This is a genomic window from Rhodococcus sp. NPDC049939 (genome assembly GCF_040656415.1).
GTDB lineage: Bacteria > Actinomycetota > Actinomycetes > Mycobacteriales > Mycobacteriaceae > Rhodococcus_F.
Map to the genome: position 1 here is coordinate 8,003 of NZ_JBFAMC010000008.1, position 24,980 is coordinate 32,982.

Below are 24,980 nucleotides of genomic sequence, written 5' to 3' on the forward strand. Positions count from 1 at the left end.
GTCAACCAGGTTCGGGGCAGTCCCTTTCGAGGATGCTGCAAACCTCTTTCAATGTTTCGGGGGAGTCCATGGTCTCGTGTTGCGCGGGCACTGTTCGTTCGGTGATGGTGCCTTGAATGTATTCGGTCCACTGCGGGCTCAGTGGTGTGCTCGGTTGCTCGAGGTGGGTGGAGTCGGCACGGATGATGAGCAGATCGCCCACGTGGACGGGAGAACAATAGTCCAGCAGCATCTTTTCGTTGTTGACGACAATCTTAAACAGCGTTTCCTCGAGGTCCGGGAATTCAGGGGAATAGATGATGTCTGGGTACCTGAGCTCCACTACTGCACGGAATTCCTTCCGGATTCCGGTCTCGTCTTCCAACACTTGTCTACTCAGTTGGTGGCGTGAAGGATTGATCGGTGCACTGTCCATCATGACAAGCTGACCCACCGAGCGTCCCCGCTGATGAAGCTCGACCGCCATGGCATGGGCGATAACTCCCCCGAATGACCACCCGAGCAATGCGACGGGGCCATGAGGCACCAGGGCAACTACTTCGTCGACGTAGTCGTTGACCATTTCCGGTATCGAGCCTGCGAGCGGTGTAGTCGCGTCGAGGCCTCGGGCTTGGAGACCGTAAATCGGTTGGTCCGGAAGATGCTGTGCGAGAGGCAGATAGCACCAGGAAACCCCGGAACCCGGATGGATACAGAACAGGGGAGGTCTCGAACCCGATGGGTTGATGGTGAGCAGGGGCGCGAGTGGGTTCACCAATTCACAAGTGAAGATTTCGTGCAGCCGGGGGGCGAGTTCGGCGATGGTGGGGGCGTCGAACAAGACCCGGATGGGTAGTTCGGCGCCGAGTTCGGTGCGGATCCGGCTGATCAGCCGGGTGGCGAGCAGGGAGTGGCCGCCCAAATCGAAGAAGGAGTCGTCGATCCCGACCCGGGGGACACCGAGGATGTCGGTGTAGAGCTCGGCCAACATCTGCTCGTCGGGGGTGCGGGGGGCCCGGTAGTGCCCGGTGGTGTAGTCGGGGGCGGGCAGGGCTTTGCGGTCGAGTTTGCCGTTCGCGGTCACCGGGAGTGCATCCAAGATGACGATCGCGGCGGGGACCATGTATTCGGGCAGCCGGTCTGCCACATACGCGCGCATTTGGGGGGCGAAGTCGGGGATCGGCTTGCGGTCTTCGCTTCCGGTCTCGTCCCGGTGGCCCGTGTGGGTGTGCGGGTCGAGGACGATGTAGCCGATCAACTGTTTGTCGTCGGTCTGACTGGCCGGTTCGTCGTCGGTGGTGGGATCGCTGGTGCCGATCGCGCGGGTGGGGCGGGTGATGACGGCTGCGTGGGTGACGGCGGGGTGGGTGGTGAGGGTGTTTTCGATTTCGCCGGGTTCGATCCGGAATCCGCGGATCTTGACTTGGTCGTCGGTGCGTCCGAGGAAGTCGAGGACCCCGTCTGCGGTCCAGCGGACCAGGTCTCCGGTGCGGTACATGCGGGTTCCGTCGGTGGTGTAGGGGTTGGGCAGGAAGCGGTGCGCGGTCAGGGCGGGGCGGTGGTGGTAGCCGCGGGCGACTTGGTCTCCGGCGACATAGAGTTCGCCGGGGACCCCGGGCGGGACCGGGCGCAGCCCGGTGTCGAGGACGTAGGCCCGCACGGTGGTGAGTGGTGCCCCGATCGGTGCCCTCGTTGCGGGTGTGGGGGTGGGGTCGAGGCGGGTGTGGGTGGCGTGGACGGTGGTTTCGGTGATGCCGTACATGTTGACCAGCACCGGTGCGGTGTGGTCGGTGCGGGTGTGCCACCGTTGGAGTGTGGTGGTTTCGAGGGTGTCGCCGCCGAATACGATGTAGCGCAGGGGAAGCGGGGCGGTGTCGTCGCCTGGGGTGGTTTCGGTGAGTTGGGAGAACGCGGCCGGGGTTTGACTGAGCACGGTCACTTGGTGTCTGCGGAGCAGGTCGAGGAACGCGGTCGGGGATCGGCTGGTGTCGGCGTCGACGATGACGAGGGTGGCGCCGTGCAGCAGGGCGCCCCATAGTTCCCAGACCGAGAAGTCGAAGGCTGGGGAGTGGAACATGGTCCACACGTCGGTGGGGTGGAAGTCGAACAGGTTCTCGGTGCCGGTGAACAGGGCCACGATGTTGTGGTGGGGGACGGCAACACCTTTGGGGGTGCCGGTGGATCCGGAGGTGTAGATCAGGTAGGCCAGGTGGCCGGGGTGTAGGGGTGTGGTGCGGTCGGTGTCGCCGGGGTTGTGGGTGGGCTGGTTGGCGAGGTCGGTGAGGTCGGTACAGATCTGTGGTGTTCCGGTGTGCAGCAAAGTGGTTGTGGTGGTGGTGTCGGTGATCAGCAGGTGGGGGTGGGCGTCGTCGAGGATGTGCCCGGTGCGGTCGCTGGGGTAGTTCGGGTCGAGGGGGAGGTAGGCGGCCCCGGTTTTCAGGATGGCCAGCAACACGGTGATCAGCTCGGCGGACCTCGGGAGGGCGACGGCGATCAGGTGTTCGGGGCCGGCGCCGGTGTGGATGAGGTGGTGGGCCCACCGGTTGGCGTTCTCGTTGAGTTGGGTGTAGGTCAGGTGCTCGCCGTCGCACGTTACGGCGATCGTGTCCGGGGACAGGCGCACCTGGTGTTCGAACATGTCCGGGACGGTGGTGGCGGGGACCGGGATCGCGGTGGCGTCTCCGATGCTGTTCCAGGTGTGGAGGATCTGGTGGCGTTCGGTCTCGTCGAGGATCTCGATGCCGGACAGGTGTTGGTGCGAGTCGGCTGCGATGGTGTCGAGGACGGTCAGGTATCGGTGGGCGAGGGTGTCGATGGTGGTGCGGTCGAACAGGTCGGTGGCGTATTCGATCAGCGCGGGGATGTCCCGGTCGGGGTCACTGGGGTCGATCAGGTTGACGAACAGGTCGAACCTGGCGGTGCCGGTGGGGGCGGGCAGCACGGTGGCCTGTAGGTCGGGGAGGTCGAGGTCGGGCAGGGTGTTGTTCTGCCAGGCGAAGGCGACCTGGAACAGCGGGTGGTGGGCGGTGGACCGGGTGGGGTTGAGTAGTTCGACGAGCAGTTCGAAGGGGAGGTCTTGGTGGGTGTAGGCCGCCAGGGCCTTGTTGCGGACCTGCTCGACGACGGCGTCGAGGGTGGGGTTGTGGGACAGGTCGACGCGCAGGACCCAGGTGTTGACGAAGAAGCCGATCAGGTCGGTCAGGGCGGTGTCGGTGCGGCCGGCGATCGGGCCGCCGATGGTGAGGTCGTCGCCGGCGCCGTGTTTGTGCAGGAGTACGGCGAGGGCGGATTGGGTGAGCATCGACATGGTGATGCCGCGGCTTCGGGCGAGGGCGTCGAGTCGGTGGTGCAATCGCGCGGGGATGGTGAAGGCGGCGGTGTCGCCGTGGTAGCTGGCGGTTTTGGGGCGGGGCCGGTCGGTGGGTAGGGGTGTCATATCCGGTGCCCCGCCGAGTTCGTGGTGCCAGTACCGGTATTGGGTGGACAGGGCGCTGTCGGGGTCGGTGGTCTCGCCGAGGAGGTGGTGTTGCCAGAGGGTGTAGTCGGCGTATTGGACCGGCAACGGCTGCCATACCGGGTCCTCACCGTGGTGTCGAGCGGTGTAGGCGTGGGCCAGGTCCCGGATCAGGGGGGTCAGGGACCAGCCGTCGGCGGCGATGTGGTGGAGCACCAGTACCAGCACGTGCTGGTCGGGTCCGAATCGCAGCACGGTGGCCCGGATGGGGATCTCGTGGGCCAGGTCGAACCGGTACCCGGCGGCTTCGGTCACGGCCTCGGCGACCGCACCGTCGAGGTGGTTCCGGTCGGGACCGGTGGCCGGGGTGAGGTCGGTGATGGGGATGTCGATGAGGGCCTGGTCGGCGGGCAGGATGTGCTGGAAGGGTTGGCCGTCGGTTTCCTCGAAGAGGGTGCGCAGGGGTTCGTGGCGGGTGATCACATCACCGATCGCGGCGGTCAGCGCGTCGGTGTTCAGGGGTCCGGTCAGCCGGAGGGGCAGGGGGATGTTGTAGGTCGCCGACGGGCCCTCGTATTGGTGGAGGAACCACAGGCGTTGCTGGGCGTGCGACAACGGAATGTGGTCGGGGCGTTCCTGGGCGACGAGGGCGGGACGCACCGGTCGGTTCCCGCCGAGGTGGGGGGCGAGTTCTGCGATGGTGGGGGCGTCGAACAAGACCCGGATGGGTAGTTCGGCGGCGATTTCGGTGCGGATCCGGCTGATCAGGCGGGTGGCGAGCAGGGAGTGGCCGCCCAAATCGAAGAAGGAGTCGTCGATCCCGACCCGGGGGACGCCGAGGATGTCGGCGAACAGGTCGGTGAGGAGGTGTTCGTCGGGGGTGCGGGGGGCCCGATAGCGTCCGAGGCCGAAGTCGGGGGCGGGCAAAGCTTTGCGGTCGAGTTTGCCGTTCGCGGTCACCGGGAGTGCGTCGAGGATGACGATCGCGGCGGGGACCATGTATTCGGGTAGTTTGCCGGCCACATACGCGCGCAGTTGGGGGGCGAAGTCGGGGATCGGCTCGCGGTCTTCGCTCCCGGTCTCGTCCTGGTGGGTGTGTGGGTCGAGGACGATGTAGCCGATCAACAGCTTGTCGGCGGTCTGTCCGGCCGGTTCGTCGTCGGTGGCGGGTTCGCTTGTGTCGATCGCGCGGGTGGGGCGGGCGATGACCGCGGCCTGGGTGACGGCCGGGTGTGAGGTGAGGGTGGCTTCGATTTCGCCGGGTTCGATCCGGAACCCGCGGATCTTGACCTGCTCGTCGTTGCGTCCGAGGAAGTCGAGGACACCGTCTGCGGTCCAGCGGACCAGGTCACCGGTGCGGTACATGCGGGTCCCGTCAGTGGCGTACGGGTTGGGCAGGAACCGCCCCGCGGTCAGGGCCGGGCGCCGGTGGTAGCCACGGGCGACTTGTGTTCCGGCGATGTACAACTCGCCCGGGACCCCGGCCGGGACCGGACGCAGTCCGGTGTCGAGGACGTAGACCTGGACGGTGATGAGTGGTGTGCCGATCGGTACCCCGGCCGCGACACCGGGTGCGAGGTCGCCGGTTGACACGGTGTGGGCGGTGGCGCAGATCGTGGTCTCGGTAGGGCCGTAGGCGTTGGCCAGCGTGACATGTGGGTGGTGCACGTTGAAATATGCGGCTACGTCGATTCTGAGGACGTCTCCGGCAGTCACGATGCGGGTGAGGCGGGTGCAGAGTCGTTCGGTGATGCCGTCGGTGTCCTCGGTGAGGACACCGAGCAGCGCAGGGGTGAGGAAGATGACGTCGACCTGCTCGGTGGTAACCAGGTCGGCGAGTGTGTAGGGGTCGAGCAGGCCGTCTGCGGCAATGACCAGCTGTCCTCCATTGAGCAGTGGGGACCAGATCTCGTTGACGGAGGTGTCGAATCCAATCGATGAGCGCGCCAGTAGCCGGGTTCCGGGGCCTTCCGGCCAGCCGCGTACTGCCAGGTTGGTGAGGTTGTGGTGTGTGACGGCAACGCCTTTGGGGGTGCCGGTGGATCCGGAGGTGTAGATCAGGTAGGCCAGGTGTTGCGGGTACAGCGGTGTGGTGCGGTCGGTATCGGTGGGGTTGTGGGTGGGCTGGTGGTGCAGGTCGATGGTGTCAGTGTGGAGGTGTGGGATTTCGTTGGGGGGCAGTGTTGGTCCGGTGGTGGTGTCGGTGATCAATAGGTGGGGGTGGGCGTCGGTGAGGATGTGCCCTGTGCGGGCGCTGGGGTAGTTCGGGTCGAGGGGCAGGTAGGCGGCCCCGGTTTTCAGGATCGCGAGCAGGACGGTGATCAGGTCGGCGGACCTCGGGAGGGCGACGGCGATCACGGTGTCCGGGCCTGCCCCGGCGGCGATCAGGTGGTGGGCTAACCGGTTGGCGTTCTCGTTGAGTTGGGTATAGGTCAGGTGCTCGCCGTCGCAGGTCACGGCGACCTGGTCCGGGGCCAGGCGCACCTGGTGTTCGAACATGTCCGGGACGGTGGTGGCGGGGACCGGGATCGCGGTGGCGTCTCCGATGCTGTTCCAGGTGTGGAGGATCTGGTGTAGTTCGCCGGTGTCGAGGATCTCGATGTCGGTCAGCCGGGTGTGCGGGTCGGCCGCGATCGCGTCGAGGACGGTCAGGTATCGGTGGGCGAGGGTGTCGATGGTGGTGCGGTCGAACAGGTCGGTGGCGTATTCGATCAGCGCGGGGATGTCCCGGTCGGGGGTGCCGGGGTCGATCAGGTGCAGCGACAGGTCGAATCGGGAGGTGCCGGTGGGGGCCGGGTAGGGGCCGGCCTGCAGGTCGGGGAAGCGGATGTCGGGCAGGGGGTTGTTCTGCCAGGCGAAGGCGACCTGGAACAGCGGGTGGTGGGCGGCGGACCGGGTGGGGTTGAGCAGTTCGACCAACAACTCGAAGGGCAGGTCCTGGTGGGTGTAGGCGGACAGGGCCTTGCCACGGACCTGGTCAAGGATCTGGTCGAAGCGGGGGTGGTGGCCCAGGTCGACGCGCAGGACCCAGGTGTTGACGAAGAACCCGATCAGGTCGGTCAGGGCGGTGTCGGTGCGGCCGGCGATCGGGCCGCCGATGGTGAGGTCGTCGCCGGCGCCGTGTTTGTGCAGCAGCACGGCGAGGGCGGATTGGGTGAGCATCGACATGGTGATCCCGCGCTGGCGGGCGAGGGCATCGAGGCGGTGGTGCAATCGCGCGGGGATGGTGAAGGCGGCGGTGTCGCCGTGGTAGCTGGCGGTTTTGGGGCGGGGCCGGTCGATCGGTAGTGGTGTCAAATCCGGTGCCCCGCCGAGTTCGTGGTGCCAGTACCGGTATTGGGTGGACAGGGCGCTGTCGGGGTCGGTGGTCTCGCCGAGGAGGTGGTGTTGCCAGAGGGTGTAGTCGGCGTATTGGACCGGCAACGGCTGCCATACCGGTTCCTCACCGTGGTGTCGAGCGGTGTAGGCGTGGGTCAGGTCCCGGATCAGGGGGGCCAGTGACCAGCCGTCGCCGGCGATATGGTGGATCAGCAGTATCAGCACGTGCTGGTCGGGCCCGGATCGGAAAACGGTGGCCCGGATGGGGATCTCGTGGGCCAGGTCGAACCGGTAGCCGGCGGCTTCGGTCACGGCCTCGGCGACCGCACCGTCGAGGTGGTTCCGGTCGGGGCCGGTGGCCGGGGTGAGGTCGATGATGGGGATGTCGATGAGGGCCTGGTCGGCGGGCAGGATGTGCTGGAACGGCTGGCCTTCGGTGGCGTCGAAGAGGGTGCGCAGGCTTTCGTGGCGGGTGATCAGGTCACCGATCGCGGCGGTCAGCGCGTCGGTGTTCAGGGGTCCGGTCAACCGGAGGGTCAGGGGGATGTTGTAGGTCGCCGAGGGGCCCTCGAGTTGGTGGAGGAACCACAGGCGTTGCTGGGCGTGTGACAACGGGATTCGGGCCGGTCGTTGCACGGGCAGCAGTGGGGGGCGTAGCGGGGTGTCGGTGTGGAGGTGGGGGGCGAGTTCGGCAATGGTGGGGGCGTCGAACAAGACTCGGATGGGTAGTTCGGTGCCGAGTTCGGTTCGGATCCGGCTGATCAGGCGGGTGGCGAGCAGGGAGTGGCCGCCCAAATCGAAGAAGGAGTCGTCGATCCCGACCCGGGGGACACCGAGGATGTGACCGAACAGATCGGTGAGGAGGTGTTCGTCGGGGGTGCGGGGGGCCCGGTAGTGCCCGGTGGTGTAGTCGGGGGCGGGCAGGGCTTTGCGGTCGAGTTTGCCGTTCGCGGTCACCGGCAGGGTGTCGAGGATGACGATCGCGGCGGGCACCATGTACTCGGGCAGCCGGTCGGCCACATACGCGCGCAGTTGGGGGATGCGGCGGGTGGCGGCAGGGTCGTTGACGTACCGGGAGAGGGGTCCGACCTCGCTGGCCGGCTGGTACACGTCGGTCAGCGGTATCCGGTATTCGGTAGCGAGCAGGAACACCGCATCGAAGTGTCCGGGTGCGCTCGAATAGGTCAGTTCGGTGAGGTAGCCGGTCTCGTCGCCGAGTCGGTGCAGATCCTCGGGGATCATTGCGCTGCCGGAACGGCTGTCGGGGTCGTCCCCGACATCGTCGAGGAGTTCGGTGAGCGGGGTGTCGGGGTGGGCGTAGACGGCCGCCTGGTGGGCGGCGATCTCGTCGATCAGCCCGGCGTGGGGTATCCCGGTGACCCGCAGGGTGTCCGGCCGCTCATGTTCGAGCAGGGCTCGCAGTGCGGTCGGGTCGGGCAGTTCCTGCCAGGCGTGGGTGGGGACGGTGCGTATCGATTGTGTCCGGGTGGGGGCTTTGTGCACGATCACGTCGTAGCGGTGCCGGGCCATTTCGGTGTCGGGGTGCCCGCGTTGCAGTTGGATGTCCACCGCAGCGATCTCAGGGTGGTTGTCGGCGAGTGCGAGGAAGAATTCGGGGGCCAGTAGTAGTTCCTGTTCGGTGGCGATGTCGCGGTGGACCTGATCCAAGAGCATTCCGACGGTGGCGGTCGCGTCTCGGGCCACGTGGATGCCGGTGACGAACGCCGGCAGTGTGGTCAGGTTGCGGATGTCGCCGATAAACAGGGCGCCCCCGGAGGCCAGTAAACGCATCGCCTTTGTGATGACGTCGATCAGGTAGGCGGCGTTCGGGAAGTATTGGATCACCGAGTTGATGACGATGGTGTCGAAGTGTGCGGTCGGTAGGCCGTCGGTGTCATCGGCGGGTTGGGTGCGTAGGTGTACCCGGTCGGTCCAGGGGGCGTCGTGGTCGTTGAGCCGGGTTTGTAGCGTGGTGACGGTGGTGACGGAAAAGTCTGTGGCCCAGTAGGAGTCGCAGTCGGGGGCGAGTTGGGACAAGAGTAGTCCGGTGCCGACACCGATCTCGAGGATGTGGGTGGGGGATAGTTCCCGGATTCGGGCCACCGTCGCCGAGCGCCATTGCCGCATCTGTCTGAGAGGGATGGGCCTTCCGGTGTAGCTGCTGTTCCAGCCGCGGAAGTCGTCGGCGAGCAGGGGGTCACCGGGTGCGTCGTGACCGGGATCGTTCAAGTAGAGGTCTTCGTATACTCGCTGCCACTCGGTGACGAGTTCGGATTCGTGGTTCGGGTCGTGGTCGAGGAAGCCCTCCGAGTCGAGGACGATGTAGCCGATCAACTGTTTATCGGCGGTCTGACTGGCCGGTTCGTCGTCGGTGGCGGGTTCGCCGGTGCCGATCGCGCGGGTAGGACGGGCGATGACAGCGGCTTGGGTGACGGCCGGGTGTGAGCTGAGGGCGGCTTCGATCTCGCCGGGTTCGATGCGGAATCCGCGGATCTTGACCTGATCGTCGGTGCGTCCGAGGAAGTCGATCACCCCGTCGCCGGTCCAGCGGACCAGGTCCCCCGTGCGGTACATCCGGGCACCGTCGGTGCCGAACGGGTTGGGCAGGAAGCGTTGCGCGGTCAGGGCCGGGCGCCGGTGGTAGCCGCGCGCCACTTGTTCTCCGGCGACATACAATTCGCCGGTCACCCCGGCCGGGACCGGGCGGAGTCCGGCATCGAGGACGTAGACCCGCACATTGGTGAGCGGTGTGCCGATCGGCACACTCGTCGTTTCTAGTGTGGGGGTGGGGTCGAGGAGGACCTGAGTGGCGCAGACTGTGGTTTCGGTGGGCCCGTAGGCGTTAGTCAGCGCAACGTGGGGGTGCTGCTGGGTGAAGTGTTCGGCGGTGTCGGTTCGGAGTGTGTCTCCGCCAGTGGCGATGCGGGTGACATAGTTGCAGATTCGGTCAGTGATGCCGTCGGTGTCCTCGGCGAGGACACCGAACAGGGCGGTGGTGACGAACAGGGTGTCGACTTGCTCGGTGGTTACCAGGTCGGCAAGGGCGTAGGGGTCGAGCAGGCCGTCTGTGGCGGTGACCAGCTCTCCTCCGTTGAGCAGTGGGGCCCAGATCTCGAGTACGGAGGCGTCGAATCCGATCGGCGAGTGCAGCAGTAGCCGGGGTCTGGGTCCTTCCGGCCAGCCGTGCACTGCCAGGTTGGTGAGGTTGTGGTGTGTGACGGCAACGCCTTTGGGGGTTCCGGTGGATCCGGAGGTGTAGATCAGGTAGGCCAGGTTTTGCGGGTGCAGTGGTGTGGTGCGGTCGGTGTCGCCGGGGTTGTGGGTGGGCTGGTCGGCGAGGTCGGTGGTGTCGGTGTGGATCTGCCGGGTGGGGGTGGTCGGGAGGCCGGTGGCGGTGGTGGTGTCGGTGATGAGCAGGTGGGGGTGGGCGTCGTCGAGGATGTGCCCGGTGCGGGTGCTGGGGTAGTTCGGGTCGATGGGTAGGTAGGCGGCCCCGGTTTTGAGGATGGCGAGCAGGATGGTGATCAGCTCGGGGGTGCGGGGCAGGGCGACGGCGATCACGGTGTCCGGGCCGGCGTCGGTGTGGATGAGGTGGTGGGCCCACCGGTTGGCGTTCTCGTTGAGTTGGGTGTAGGTCAGGTGCTCGCCGTCGCAGGTCACCGCGATTGCCTGGGGGGTGGAGCGGACCTGGTGTTCGAACATGTCCGGGACGGTGGTGGCGGGGACCGGGGTGTGGGTGTGGGTGTGGTTCCAGGTGTCGAGAATCTGGTGGCGTTCGGTCTCGTCAAGGATGTCGATGTCGGACAGTCGGGTGTGCGGGTCGGCGGTGATGGTGTCGAGAATCCGAAGGTATCGGTGGGTGAGGGTGTCGATGGTGGTGCGGTCGAACAGGTCGGTGGCGTATTCGATCAGCGCGGGGATGTCCCGGTCGGGGTCACCGGGGTCGATCAGGTGGACGGACAGGTCGAATTTCGCGGTGCCGGTGGGGGCGGGCAGCACGGTGGCCTGTAGGTCGGGAAGGTCGAGGTCGGGCAGGGGGTTGTTCTGCCAGGCGAAGGCGACCTGGAACAGCGGGTGGTGGGCGGTGGACCGGGTGGGGTTGAGTAGTTCGACGAGGAGTTCGAAGGGGAGGTCTTGGTGGGTGTAGGCGTGCAGGGCTTTGCCGCGGACCTGGTCGAGGATCTGGTCGAAGCTCGGGTTGTGGTCGGTGTGTACCCGCAGGACCCAGGTGTTGACGAAGAACCCGATCAGGTCGGTCAGGGCGGTGTCGGTGCGGCCGGCGATGGGGCCGCCGATGGTCAGGTCGTCGCCGGCGCCGTGTTTGTGCAGCAGCACGGCGAGGGCGGATTGGGTGAGCATCGACATGGTGATCCCGTGGGTGCGGGCGAGGGTGTAGAGGCGGTGGTGCAGGGTCGTGGGGATGGTGAAGTCGATCGTGTCGCCGTGGTAGCTGGCGGTTTTGGGGCGGGGCCGGTCGGTCGGTAGGGGTGTCAAATCCGGTGCCCCGCCGAGTTCGTCGTGCCAGTACCGGTATTGGGTGGACAGCAGGCTGTACGGGTCGGTGATCTCGCCGAGGAGGTGGTGTTGCCAGAGGGTGTAGTCGGCGTATTGGACCGGCAACGGTTCCCATGTGGGTGTGTGGCCGTGGTGTCGGGCGGTGTAGGCGTGGGTCAGGTCCCGGATCAGGGGGGCCAGTGACCAGCCGTCGCCGGCGATGTGGTGGAGCACCAGTACCAGCACGTGCTCGTCGGTCCCGCACCGCAATATTGTTGCCCGCAGCGGGATCTCGGTGGCCAGGTCGAACCGGTACCCGGCGGCTTCGATCACGGCCTTGGCGACCGCACCGTCGAGGTGGCTGTCGTCGGGATCGCTGAGCTGTGTGAGGTCGGTCAGATGTATCGGGTTGGGGGCCTGGTCGGCGGGCAGGATGTGCTGGAACGGCTCACCGCCGGTGGCGTCGAAGATGGTGCGCAGGCTTTCGTGGCGGGCGATCACATCACCGATCGCGGCGGTCAGCGCATCGGTGTTCAGTGGGCCGGTCAATCGGAGGGCGAGGGGGATGTTGTAGGTCGCCGACGGGCCCTCGTATTGGTGTATGAACCACAGTCGTTGCTGGGCGTGCGACAACGGAATCCGGTCGGGGCGTTCGTGGGCGACCAGGGCCGGGCGCACTGCCGCGCCTGTGTGCAGCAGGGGGGCCAGTGCGCTGATGGTGGGGGCGTCGAACAAGACCCGGATGGGTAGTTCGGCGCCGAGTTCGGTGCGGATGCGGCTGATCAGGCGGGTTGCGAGCAGGGAGTGGCCGCCCAAATCGAAGAAGGAGTCGTCGATCCCGACCCGGGGGACACCGAGGATGTCGGCGTACAGGTCGGTGAGGAGGTGTTCGTCGGGGGTGCGGGGTGCCCGGTAGTGCCCGGTGGTGTAGTCGGGGGCGGGCAGGGCTTTGCGGTCGAGTTTGCCGCTCGCGGTCACCGGGAGTGAATCCAAGATGACGATCGCGGCGGGGACCATGTACTCGGGCAGCCGGGCGGCGACATGGGCGCGCAGTTGGGGGACGCGGCGGGAGGCAGCGGGGTCGTTGACGTACCGGGAGAGGGGTCCGACCTCGCCGGCGGGCCGGTACACGCCGGTCAGCGGGGTGTGCTGCGCGGTGGGGGTGTAGAAGATCGCGTCGAGGTGTCCGGGTGCGGCCGAGTAGGTCACCGCGGTGAGGTAGCCGGTGTCGTCTCCGAGCCGGTGCAGATCCTCGGTGCTCGGTGCGGCCGAGCCGACCCCTTCCCCGACAGCTGTGAGGAGGTTGGTGAGCTGGGTGTCGGGGTGGGCCTGGGTGACGGCCTGGTGGGCGGTGGTCTCGTCGATCACCCCGGCGTGGGGTATTCCGGTGACCCGAAGGGCTTCCGGCCGCTCATGCTCGAGCAGGGCTCGCAGTGCGGTCGGGTCGGGCAGGTCCTGCCAGGTTCGGGTGGGGGCGGTGCGCATCGATTGTGTCCGAGTGGGGGCCTTGTGCACGATCACGTCGTAGCGGTGCCGGGCCATTTCGGTGTCGGGGTGCCCGCGTTCGAGTCGGATATCGACGGCGCCGATGTCGGTGTTGTCCTTGCCGAGCGCGAGGAAGAATTCCGGTGCCACAAGGAGTTCTGGTTCAGTCGCGATCTCGCGGTGTACCTGATCCATCAGCATTCCGACGGTGCCGGTCGTGTCGTGGGTCAGGTGGATGCCGGTGACGAACGCCGGCAGTGTGGTCAGATTGCGGATGTCGCCGACGAACAATGCGCCCCCGGGGGTGAGTAATCGCATCGCCTTCGTGATCACGTCGATCAGGTAGGCGGCGTTCGGGAAGTATTGGATCACCGAGTTGATGACGATGGTGTCGAAGTGTGCGGTCGGTAGGCCGTCGGTGTCGTCGGCGGGCTGGGTGCGTAGGTGTACCCGGTTGGTCCAGGGGGCGTCGTGTTTGTTCAGCCGGGTTCGGAGCGTGGTGATGGTGGTGTCGGAAAAGTCTGTGGCCCAGTAGGAGTCGCAGTCGGGGGCGAGTTCGGATAGCAGCAGGCCGGATCCCACTCCGATCTCGAGGATGTGGGTGGGGGACAGTTGTCGGATGCGGGTCACCGTCGCCGAGCGCCATTGCCGCATCTGTTCGAGGGGGATGGGCTGGCCGGTGTAGCTGCTGTTCCAGCCGCGGAAGTCGTCCCCGATTCCGGTCTCATCGGGGGGTGCGGCATCGTCACCGGTGTAGAGGTCGTCGTAGACGTGCTGCCACTCGGTGACGAGTTCGGATTCCTGGTTCGGATCGTGGTCGAGGAAGCCTTCCGAGTCGAGGACGACGTACCCGATCAACTGTTTTCCGTTGTCGCCCAAACGTGTACCGACACTTTCACTGGCTGACTCGTCGTCGGTGGTGGGTTCGCTTGTGTCGATCGCGCGGGTGGGGCGGGCGATGACGGCTGCCTGGGTGACGGCCGGGTGCGAGGTGAGGGCGGCTTCGATCTCGGCGGGTTCGATCCGGAATCCGCGGATCTTGACCTGATCGTCGGCCCGACCGACGAAGTCGATCATCCCGTCGCCGATCCAACGCACCAGGTCCCCGGTGCGGTACATGCGCCCACCGTCGGCGCCGAACGGGTTGGGCAGGAAGCGTTGCGCGGTCAGCCCGGGCCGCCGGTGGTAGCCGCGCGCGACTTGTTCTCCGGCGACATACAACTCGCCGGTCACCCCGGCCGGGACCGGGCGGAGTCCGGCATCGAGGACGTAGACCCGCACATTGGTGAGCGGTGTGCCGATCGGCACACTCGTTCCCGGTGTGAGGTCACCACTGGGCACGGTGTAGGTGGTTGCAAAGACCGTGGTTTCGGTGGGCCCGTAGGCGTTGATCACCCGGGCTTCGGGAATCAGGGCGTGGATCTTCGCGGCCAGCCACCCGGGCAGCGCCTCACCCGCGCAGACGACGATGTCAGGTGTGGGGGGTGTGGGGGCTTGCTCGAGGATTTCGGCGAGGGCCGAGGGAACGGCACTGATTACTCCACAATCCACGCGGATGTCGCCTTCGGTGAGGAGGAGTACGTCCCGGACCAGTTCGATACCAACCCCGGCGCACAAGGGGGCAAAGATCTCGAATACCGACACGTCGAACCCCATGGAGGTGCTGGCCAGAACCCGAACAGAGTCCGTCGCATCGAGATGTGTGGGTTCGTGAGTCAGGAAATGGGTGAGGTTGCGGTGTGTGACGGCAACACCTTTGGGGGTGCCGGTGGATCCCGAGGTGTAGATCAGGTAGGCCAAGTGGCCCGGGTGCAGCGGTGTGGTGCGGTCGGTGTCGGTGGGGTTGTGGGCGGGCTGGTTCTCGAGGTCGGTGAGGTCGGTGCAGAGCTGTGGTGTCCCGTTGTGCGGCAGGGTTGTTGTGGTGGTGGTGTCGGTGACGAGCAGTGTCGGGTGGGCGTTGGTGAGGATGTAGGCGGTGCGGTCGCTGGGGTAGCGGGGGTCGATGGGCAGGTAGGCGGCACCGGTTTTCAGGATCGCGAGCAGGATGGTGATCAGGTCGGGGGTGCGGGGCAGGGCGACGGCGATCACGGTGTCGGGGCCGGCCCCGGCGTCGATGAGGTGGTGGGCCCATCGGTTGGCGTCCTCGTTGAGTTGGGTGTAGGTCAGGTGCCGGCCGGAGTGGATCACCGCCGCCGCATCCGGGGTGCGGTGTACTTGTTGTTGAAACATCTCGGGCATCACCACAGCGGGGACTTCGGTGGCAGGCGCTTCGGCGGTGTGATTCCAGGTTTCGAGGATCTGGTGGCGTTCGTGCTCGTCGAGCAGGTCGAGGCCGGTCAGCCGGGTCTGAGGGTCGGTGGTGATGGTGCCGAGGACGGTCAGGTATCGGTGGGCAAGGGTGTCGATGGTGGTTCGGTCGAACAGGTCGGTGGCGTATTCGATGGTTCCGGGGATGTCCCGGTCGGGGTCACCGGGGTCGACCAGGTTGACGAACAGATCGAATTTCGCGGTGCCGGTGGGGGCCGGTAGCACGGTGGTGTGCAGGTCGGGCAGGTCGAGGTCGGGCAGGGTGTTGTTCTGCCATGCGAAGGCGACCTGGAACAGCGGGTGGTGGGCGGTGGTGCGGGTGGGGTTGAGTAGTTCGACGAGCAGTTCGAAGGGCAGGTCCTGGTGGGTGTAGGCGTGCAGGGCTTTGTCGCGGACCTGGTCGAGGATCTGGTCGAAGCGGGGGTGGTGGCTCAGGTCGACGCGCAGGACCCAGGTGTTGACGAAGAAGCCGATCAGGTCGGTCAGGGCGGTGTCGGTGCGGCCGGCGATCGGGCCGCCGATGCAGATATCGGTGCCGGCGCCGTGTTTGTGTAGGAGCACGGCGAGGGCGGATTGGGTGAGCATCGACATGGTGATCCCGCGACTTCGGGCGAGTTGGTCGAGGCGGTGGTGCAGGTGTGCGGGGATGGTGATGTCGATGGTGTCGCCGCGGTAGCTGGCCACCTTGGGGCGGGGTCGGTCGGTCGGTAGTGGCATCAGTTCCGGTGCCCCGGCCAGTTCGTGTTGCCAGTACCGGTATTGGGCGGACAGGGCGCTGTCGGGGTCGGTGATCTCGCCGAGGAGTTGTCGTTGCCACAGGGTGTAGTCGGCGTATTGGACCGGCAGCGGTTCCCATATGGGTGTGTGGCCGTGGTGCCGGGCGGTGTAGGCGTGGGTCAGGTCCCGGATCAGGGGGGCCAGTGACCAGCCGTCGGCAGCGATGTGGTGGATCAGCAGCATCAGCACATGCTGGTCGGGCCCGGATCGGAAAACTGTGGCCCGGATGGGGATCTCGCGGGCGAGGTCGAACTGGTAGCGAGCCGCGTCGGTGACCGCGGCGTCGAGGTGGCTGTCGTCGAGGTCGGTGACCGTGATCTCGGGGGTGGCCTGTTCGGCGGGCAGGATGTGCTGGAACGGCTGGCCTTCGGTGGCGTCGAAGATGGTGCGCAGGCTTTCGTGGCGGGTGATCAGGTCGCCGATCGCGGCGGTCAGCGCAGGGGTGTTCAGAGAGCCGGTCAACCGCAGGGCGAGGGGGATGTTGTAGGTCGCCGACGGGCCCTCGAGTTGGTGCAGGAACCACAGTCGTTGCTGGGCGTGCGACAACGGAATCCGGTCGGGGCGTTCGTGGGTGGTCAGGGCGATCAGGGCGGGACGGACCGGGGTGTCGGTGTGGAGGTAAGGGATGATCTCGGCGATGCTGGGGGCGTCGAACAAGACCCGGATGGGTAGTTCGGTGCCGAGTTCGGTGCGGATCCGGCTGATCAGGCGGGTGGCGAGCAGGGAGTGGCCGCCCAAATCGAAGAAGGAGTCGTCGATCCCGACCCGGGGGACACCGAGGATGTCGGCGAACAGGTCGGTGAGGAGGTGTTCCTCATGGGTGCGGGGGGCCCGGTAGTGCCCGGTCGGGTAGTCGGGGGCGGGCAGGGCTTTGCGGTCGAGTTTGCCGTTCGCGGTCACCGGCAGGGCGTCGAGGATGACGATCGCGGCGGGGACCATGTACTCGGGCAGTTTGCCGGCCACATACGCGCGCAGTTGGGGGATGCGGCGGGTGGCGGCGGGGTCGTTGACGTACCGGGAGAGGGGTCCGACCTCGCCGACAGGCCGGTACACGTCGGTCAGCGGTCTCCGGTATTCGGTAGCGAGCAGGAACACCGCGTCGAAGTGTCCGGGTGCGCTCGAGTAGGTGACGGCGGTGAGGTAGCCGGTCTCGTCGCCGAGCCGGTGTAGGTCCTCGGTGCTCGGTGCGGCCGAGCCGGCGTGGTCCCCGACATTGTCGAGGAGTTCGGTGAGCGGGGTGTCGGGGTGGGCGTGGACGGCCGCCTGGTGGGCAGAGGTCTCGTCGATCAGCCCGGCATGGGGGATCCCGGTGACCCGCAGGGTGTCCGGCCGCTCATGTTCGAGCAGGGCTCGCAGTGCGGTCGGGTCGGGCAGATCCTGCCAGGCGCGGGTGGGGACGGTGCGCATCGATTGTGTCCGGGTGGGGGCTTTGTGCACGATCACGTCGTAGCGGTGCCGGGCCATTTCGGTGTCGGGGTGCCCGCGTTGCAGTTGGATGTCCACCGCAGCGATCTCAGGGTGGTGGTCGGCGAGTGCGAGGAAGAATTCCGGGGCGAGCAGCAGTTCTTGTTCGGTGGCGATGTCGCGTCGGATCCGGTCGAGCAGTCCTGCGGCGGTGTCGGTGGGGTGTTGGGTCAGGTGGATGCCGGTGACGAATGCTTCGAGGGTGGTCAGGTTGCGGATGTCGCCGAGGAACAGGGCGCCCCCGGGGGCCATCAAATCCAGTGTGGCGGAGATCACGTCGAGCAGGTAGGCGGCGTTCGGGAAGTACTGCACGACCGAGTTGATGACGATGGTGTCGAAGTATGCGGTCGGTAGTCCGTCGGTGTCATCGGCGGGTTGGGTGCGCAGCTGAACCTCATGTGTCCAGGGGGCGCCGTATTCGTTCAGCCGGGTTCGGAGCGTGGTGATGGTGGTGTCGGAAAAGTCTGTGGCCCAGTAGGAGTCGCAGTCGGGGGCGAGTTCGGACAGCAGCAGGCCGGTGCCGACACCGATCTCGAGGATGTGGGTGGGGGACAGTTGTCGGATCCGGGTCACCGTCGCCGTGCGCCATTGCCGCATCTGCTCGAGGGGGATCGGTGTGCCGGTGTAGCTGCTGTTCCAGCCGCGGAAGTCGTCGGCGAGCAGGGGGTCACCGGGTGCGTCGTGACCGGGGTCGTTCGAGTAGAGGTCTTCGTATACTCGCTGCCACTCGGTGACGAGTTCGGATTCGTGGTTGGGGTCGTGGTCGAGGAAGCCCGCCGAGTCGAGGACGACGTAGCCGACGAGCTGTTTTTGGCCTCCGATCTCATGCTCATCGATGATCCTATCGGCAGTGGCGGGGTCGCGGTCGGGTACCGGTCGGGAGGGGCGGGCGATGACCGCTGCCTGGGTGACGGCCGGGTGCGAGGTGAGGACGGCTTCGATCTCGCCGGGTTCGATCCGGAATCCGCGGATCTTGACCTGATCGTCGGCCCGACCGACGAAGTCGATCACCCCGTCGCCGATCCAGCGCACCAGGTCCCCGGTGCGGTACATGCGCCCACCGTCGGCGCCGAACGGGTTGGGCAGGAAGCGTTGCGCGGTCAGCCCGGGCCGCCGGTGGTAGCCGCGCGCCACTTGTTTTCCGGCGACATACAATTCGCCCGGGACCCCGGCCGGGACCGGGCGGAGTCCGGCATCGAGGACGTACACCTGCACGGTGCCGAGCGGTGTGCCGATCGGCACACTTGTTCCCGGTGTGAGGTCACCGCTGGGCACGGTGTAGGTGGTGGCAAAGACCGTGGTTTCGGTGGGCCCGTAGATGTTGACCACTCGGGCGCCAGGGATCAGGGCGTGCATCTTGCGGGCCAACCGTGCCGGCAGCATCTCACCCGCGCAGACGACGGTGTCAGGTGTCGGGGGTTTAGGGGACAGATCAAGGACTTCGGCGAGGACCGAGGGAACGGCACTGATCACCCCACCGTGGACGGTGACGCCGTCCTCGGTGAAGACGAGCACGTCCCGAACGACTTCGATCCTGCCGCCGGTGCACAAAGGTGTGAAGATCTCCAAGACCGACAGATCGAAGTTCACGGATGCCCCGGCCAGGACCCGTACGGGGTCTTGTCCCCCGAGGTGTGCGGGTGCTTGTGTCAGGAAATAGGTGAGGTTGCGGTGGCTGACTGCGACGCCTTTGGGGGTGCCGGTGGATCCGGAGGTGTAGATCAGGTAGACCAGGTGGTCCGGGTGCAGGGGGGTGGTGCGGTCGGTGTCGGTGGGGTTGTGGGTGGGCTGGTCGTCGGGGTCGATGGTGTCGGTGTAGAGGTGTCGGATGGCGGTGGGGGGTAGTGCGGTGGTGGTGTCGGTGATGATCAGTGTCGGTTGGGCATTGGCGAGGATGTATGCGGTGCGGGCGCTGGGGTAGCGGGGGTCGATGGGCAGGTAGGCGGCACCGGTTTTCAGGATGGCGAGCAGGATGGTGATCAGCTCGGCGGACCGGGGGAGGGCGACAGCGATGACGGTGTCGGGGCCGGCGCCGGCAGCGATGAGGTGCCAGGCCCACCGGTTGGCGTCCTCGTTGAGTTGTGTGTAGGTCAGGTGCCGGCCGGAGTGGATCACCGCCACCGCATCCGGTGTGCGGTGTACCTGTTGTTGAAACATCTCGGGCACCACCACAGCGGGGACTTCGGGCACTTCGTCGGCGGTGTGGTTCCAGGTTTCGAGGATCTGGTGGCGTTCGTGCTCGTCGAGGATCTCGAGGTTATCGATCCGTAGGTGAGGGTTCTCGGTGACGGCGTCGAGGACGGCCAGGTATCGGTGGGCGAGGGTGTCGATGGTGGTTCGGTCGAACAGGTCGGTGGCGTATTCGATGGTTCCGGGGATGTCGCGGTCGGGGTCACCGGGGTCGACCAGGTTGACGAACAGATCGAATTTCGCGGTGCCGGTGGGGTCGGCCAGCTCGGTGGTGTGCAGGTCGGGCAGGTCGAGTTCGGGCAGGGTGTTGTTCTGCCAGGCGAAGGCGATCTGGAACAGCGGGTGGTGGGCGGTGGACCGGGTGGGGTTGAGCAGTTCGACGAGCAGTTCGAACGGGATGTCCTGGTGGGTGTAGGCGGCCAGGGCTTTGCCGCGGACCTGGTCGAGGATCTGGTCGAAGCGGGGGTGGTGGCCCAGGTCGACGCGCAGGACCCAGGTGTTGACGAAGAACCCGATCAGGTCGGTCAACGCGGTGTCGGTGCGGCCGGCGATCGGGCCGCCGATGCAGATATCGGTGCCGGCGCCGTGTTTGTGTAGCAGCACCGCGAGGGCGGATTGGGTGAGCATCGACATGGTGATCCCGCGACTTCGGGCGAGTTGGTCGAGGCGGTGGTGCATGGCGGCGGGGATGGTGAAGGTGGCGGTGGCGCCGCGGTAGCTGGCCGTTTTGGGGCGGGGCCGGTCGGTGGGCAGGGCCATCAGCTCCGGCGCCTCGGCCAGTTCGTGTTGCCAGTACCGGTACTGGGTGGTCAGCAGGCTGTGGGGGTCGGTGATCTCGCCGAGCAGGCGGTGTTGCCATAGGGCGTAGTCGGCGTACTGGACCGGCAACAGTTGCCAGACCGGGTCCTCACCGGTCCGGCGCGCGGTGTAGGCGTGGGTCAGATCCCGGATCAGGGGTGTCATCGACCAGCCGTCGGCGGCGATGTGGTGGATAAGCAGCACCAGAACATGCTGGTCGGGTCCGGATCGGAAAACTGTTGCCCGGATGGGGATCTCGCGGGCCAGGTCGAACCGGTAGCGGGCCGCGTCGGTGACCGCGGCATCGAGGTGGCTGTCGTCGAGGTCGGTGATGGGGATGTCGGGGGTGGCCTGGTCGGCGGGCAGGATGTGTTGGAACGGTTGGCCTTCGGTGGCGTCGAAGATGGTGCGCAGGCTTTCGTGGCGGGCGATGACGTCGTCGAGGGCGGAGGTCAGCGCGTCGGTGTTCAGTCGGCCGGTCAACCGAAGGGCGAGGGGGATGTTGTAGGTGGGTGACGGGCCCTCGAATTGGTGGAGGAACCACAGGCGTTGCTGGGCGTGCGACAACGGGATCCGGGCCGGTCGGTCGGCTTGTTCCAGTGGGGGCCGCACCGGTGAGCCTTGGTGCAGTTGGGGGGCGAGTTCTGCGATGGTGGGGGAGTCGAAGACGGTGTGGATGGGTAGTTCGGTGCCGAGTTCGGTGCGGATCCGGCTGATCAGCCGGGTGGCGAGCAGGGAGTGGCCGCCGAGGTCGAAGAAGGAGTCGTCGATCCCGACCCGGGGGACACCGAGGATCTCGGCGAACAGATCGGTGAGGAGTTGTTCCTCGGGGGTGCGGGGGGCCCGGTAGTGCCCGGTGGTGTACTCGGGGGCGGGCAGAGCTTTGCGGTCGAGTTTGCCGTTCGCGGTCACCGGGAGTGCCTCGAGGATGATGATCGCGGCGGGGACCATGTACTCGGGCAGGTCGCCGGCCACATACGCGCGTAGTTGGGAGGCGAGGTCGGAGATCGCCTTGCGGTCTTCGCCTCCGGTCTCGTCCGGGTCGAGGACGACGTACCCGATCAATTGGTGTGCGGCCGGGGTGGTGTGGGCGATGACCGCGGCTTGGGTGACGGCCGGGTGGGTGGTGAGGGTGGCTTCGATTTCGCCGGGTTCGATCCGGAATCCGCGGATCTTGACCTGATCGTCGGTGCGTCCGAGGAAGTCGAGGACACCGTCTGCGGTCCAGCGGACCAGGTCACCGGTGCGGTACATGCGCCCGCCCATGGCGGCGCCGGTGGCGAAGGGGTTGGGCAGGAAGCGCCCCGCGGTCAGGGCGGGGCGCCGGTGGTAGCCGCGGGCGACTTGGTCTCCGGCCAGATACAGTTCGCCGGTCACCCCGGCGGGGACCGGGCGTAGCCCGGTGTCGAGGACGTACACCTGGACGTTGGTTGCGGGTTCCCCGATCGGTACCCCGGCCGCGGCACCGGGTGTGAGGTCGGCGGGCGACACCGGGTGCAAGGTCACATCCACCGCGGTTTCGGTGGGCCCGTACAGGTTGTGCAGTTGCGCCGACGGCAGCGCGGTGCGGCAGCGTCGGGCAAGTTCGGTGGAGAGGGCTTCGCCGGAGGCGATGATGTGCCGCAGGCCGGTGCACTGGGCGAAGTCGGGGTGTTCGACGGCGGCGGCGAGGGCGGAGGGCACGAAGTGGACCACGGTCGCGTGGTGTTGCCGGATCACGCGGAGGATTTGGGCTGGGTCGCGGCCGGCGTCGGGGGGTGCGATCACCAGTCGGGCGCCGACCTGCAGGGGCCAGAACAGTTCCCAGACCGACACGTCGAAGGAGATGGAGGTTTTCTGCAGCACGGCGTCGCCGGTGGTCAGGGGGTAGCAGCGTTGCATCCAGTCCAGCCGGTTCGCTATTGCGGTGTGGGGGACGGCGACGCCTTTGGGGGTTCCGGTGGATCCGGAGGTGTAGATCAGGTAGGCCGGGTGGCCGGGGTGCAGGGGGGTGACCCGGTCGGTGTCGCAGGGGTTGTGGGTGGGTTGTTTCTCGAGGTCGACGGTGTCGGTGTGGATCTGCCGGATGGGGGTGGTCGGAAGGTCGGTGGTGGTGTCGGTGATGAGCAGGTGGGGGTGGGCGTCGGTGAGGATGTGCCCGGTGCGGGTGCTGGGGTAGTTCGGGTCGAGGGGCAGGTAGGCGGCCCCGGTTTTGAGGATGGCCAGCAGGACGGTGATCAGGTCGGCGGACCTTGGGAGGGCGACGGCGATCAGGTGTTCGGGGCCGGCCCCGGCGTGGATCAGGTGGTGGGCTAACCGGTTGGCGTTCTCGTTGAGTTGGGTGTAGGTCAGGTCCTCGCCTGCGCACACCACGGCGACCTGGTCCGGGGACAGGCGCACCTGGTGTTCGAACAGCTCGGGCACCGTTGCGGCTGGTGTCGGCACCTGAATGTGGGTGTGGTTCCAGGTGTCGAGGATCTGGTGGCGTTCGGTCTGGTCGAGGATCTCGATGCCGGTCAGGCGATCATTGCCTGCGGCGGTCACCTCGCCCACCAGGGTTTCGAGGCGGCCGAGCAGTCTGGTGATGTCCGAGTCGGTGTAGCGTTCGGCGTCCGCTTCGATCTCCGCACCGATGGGCTCGCCCGGGTCGCCGTAGGTGAAGTGGATGGACATGTCGCGCACCGGTCCACTACGCACCATGTGATAGGACGCATCGGAGCGGCCGAACTTCACGTCCGCGTTGAACTTCATGAGGTTCAGGGAGAAGCCGAACAGCGGAGCGGAGAAGTTCTTGCTAGTGCCGGCACCACGGGTCATCCACTCCATACGAAACCTCTGGTGCGGCAGGGCGGACTTCAACGCGGCCGAGACGGCGGCCACCACATCCTCGAAACGGTCGTACTCGTCGGTTTCAACAGAAATCGGGATGATGTTCGATGCCATCGTCGGCACCTGAAGGGCGTCGGGATCGAGCCGACCGGTCACCGGAAGCCCGAAGGGCAGTGCCGACCTACCCGACATTCGCTGACCGAACAGATACCCGAGCGCAATCAGCGTGGAGGCGAGAGAAAAGTCCGATCTGTCGCTCACATCGTGTACTGCCCGGGATACTGAACTGGAGAATTCTGTATGTCCGTATCGCACCGTCTTGGCTATGGTGGGCCATTGTCCCGACAAAGTAGCGGGTGCGGGAAGGCGACGTATCCTGTTCTCCCAGAATTCTTTATCGGATTCGAAATCGTCGGATCGTTGGTATTCCGAGTCCAATTCGCTCATCCGGTCGAGTGGTGCGAACCCACTGGGTGGACTGGGTAGGGACTCGGTGAACGAGTTGTACAGCGAGATGATTCTGGAACAGATTAGCGACAGGCTGAATCCATCCAATGCGATGTGGTGAAAGGACACGAAGAGTAGTGAGCATTCGGGGCCGATTGTGATCAGGTCGAAGTGTGTGGGGAATTCATCGGCCAGAAGGCTGTGTTCGGTCAGCTTGTGCGACATCCAATCCTCGGCGGATTGGACTGGGTCCGGGTCCCCGGACAGGTCGACGGGCTCGATGTCCACTTCCCGCGTATCGTGAACTACCTGCTCGATCGAGGTGTGCCCGGTTGCCCGAAAGCTCGACTGCAGTGCCTCGCACTCGGTGACGACTTGACGTAGTGCAGCGGAGAGGGCGGCCCGATCGACACACGACCGTATCTCTATGTATTCATATATGTTGAATGTCGATGACTCGGGATCGAGGAGTTCCGAAAACCACACACCGAGCTGAGCGTTCGTTAGCTGATGGGTGTGGAAATTGACGGTCTCTGACATTTGGTTATCCTGTTCCGCAATCTGCCCAGAACCAGAACGAGAAGTCGACTGGTTTTGTGGATCACGGCATCACGCAAACTTTGCGGACGTAGTAGGTCCGGTTCTTCTCCCCATACTCGAGACATTCAAGGCGCGACGTTTCCCGACGACGAGTCCCTGCCGAAACGGCGCTATTTCGAACCAAAATTAGGGAAAATTATGCTCTTTATGAATGCTGTCTTCGATACTTACGAAAACGCTAGATTTGCGGCTGACGCTGCTGAATGGGTTCCTTCGAATGTGCACCCCATCTCTATAGCTGAGTGCTGACGTCCACCGTGTTCGACGAGGCTCAAATCGACCTACTCTCGAGTTCGTGGCTGATCGATCTTCCCAGCCAGCTCGTTGGTCAGCTCGAGATGCCGCCAACCACGTTGACCAACTCAGAGCTTCCAGAAGTGGTTCCCGACCTCGACGCTACTCAGCACGAAGGGGTTCGAAATGCCTCTTGCTCCAACGTGTTCACCACTATGTGACACTCGAGTGGGCGATCAACCAGTTTGTTTACCGGTGGTTCTCGATATAGGTTTGGGCTTGAACGGTTTGGACTTGGACCGGCCCTTGCGGACCGTTGACGGTTGTCTGCCTACAGGTTGTCCGATCTGAAGGTGACCTGTCCGGTGTGCCTCGCCGCAGGAGAGGGGTAGGCGTCCCCGGTCAACTTGACCGCGGGCAATGAAGGTCCGTAGACGAAACCGACCATTCGCGCGGCGAAACATCTCGCGATCATCGTCGCCGAACCTCGACTTGTCAATCGCAGCAAGGGATTCAGGTGCGTTGGGTGCCAGATTGACTATAGCGATACTTGCGCGTGACAATCCTGTGACAGATGTCGTCATTGGATTCGGGAATTGAAGCGAGCTGCCGCGTGTCATGACGT

General features: G+C 65.9%; 1 protein-coding gene. It reads right to left on the bottom strand.

The annotated features are described in order from the left end of the window. Window position 1: 1 nt before the first annotated feature. Complete coding sequence (locus AB0I57_RS19590) at window positions 2–24,061, bottom strand: non-ribosomal peptide synthase/polyketide synthase (protein ID WP_358339088.1); 24,060 nt, start codon at window positions 24,059–24,061, stop codon at window positions 2–4. Window positions 24,062–24,980: the final 919 nt, after the last annotated feature.

Excerpts from the sequence above, each read along its gene's own strand:
- AB0I57_RS19590 (WP_358339088.1), bottom strand. The coding sequence starts at position 24,061 with ATGTCAGAGACCGTCAATTTCCACACCCATCAGCTAACGAACGCTCAG.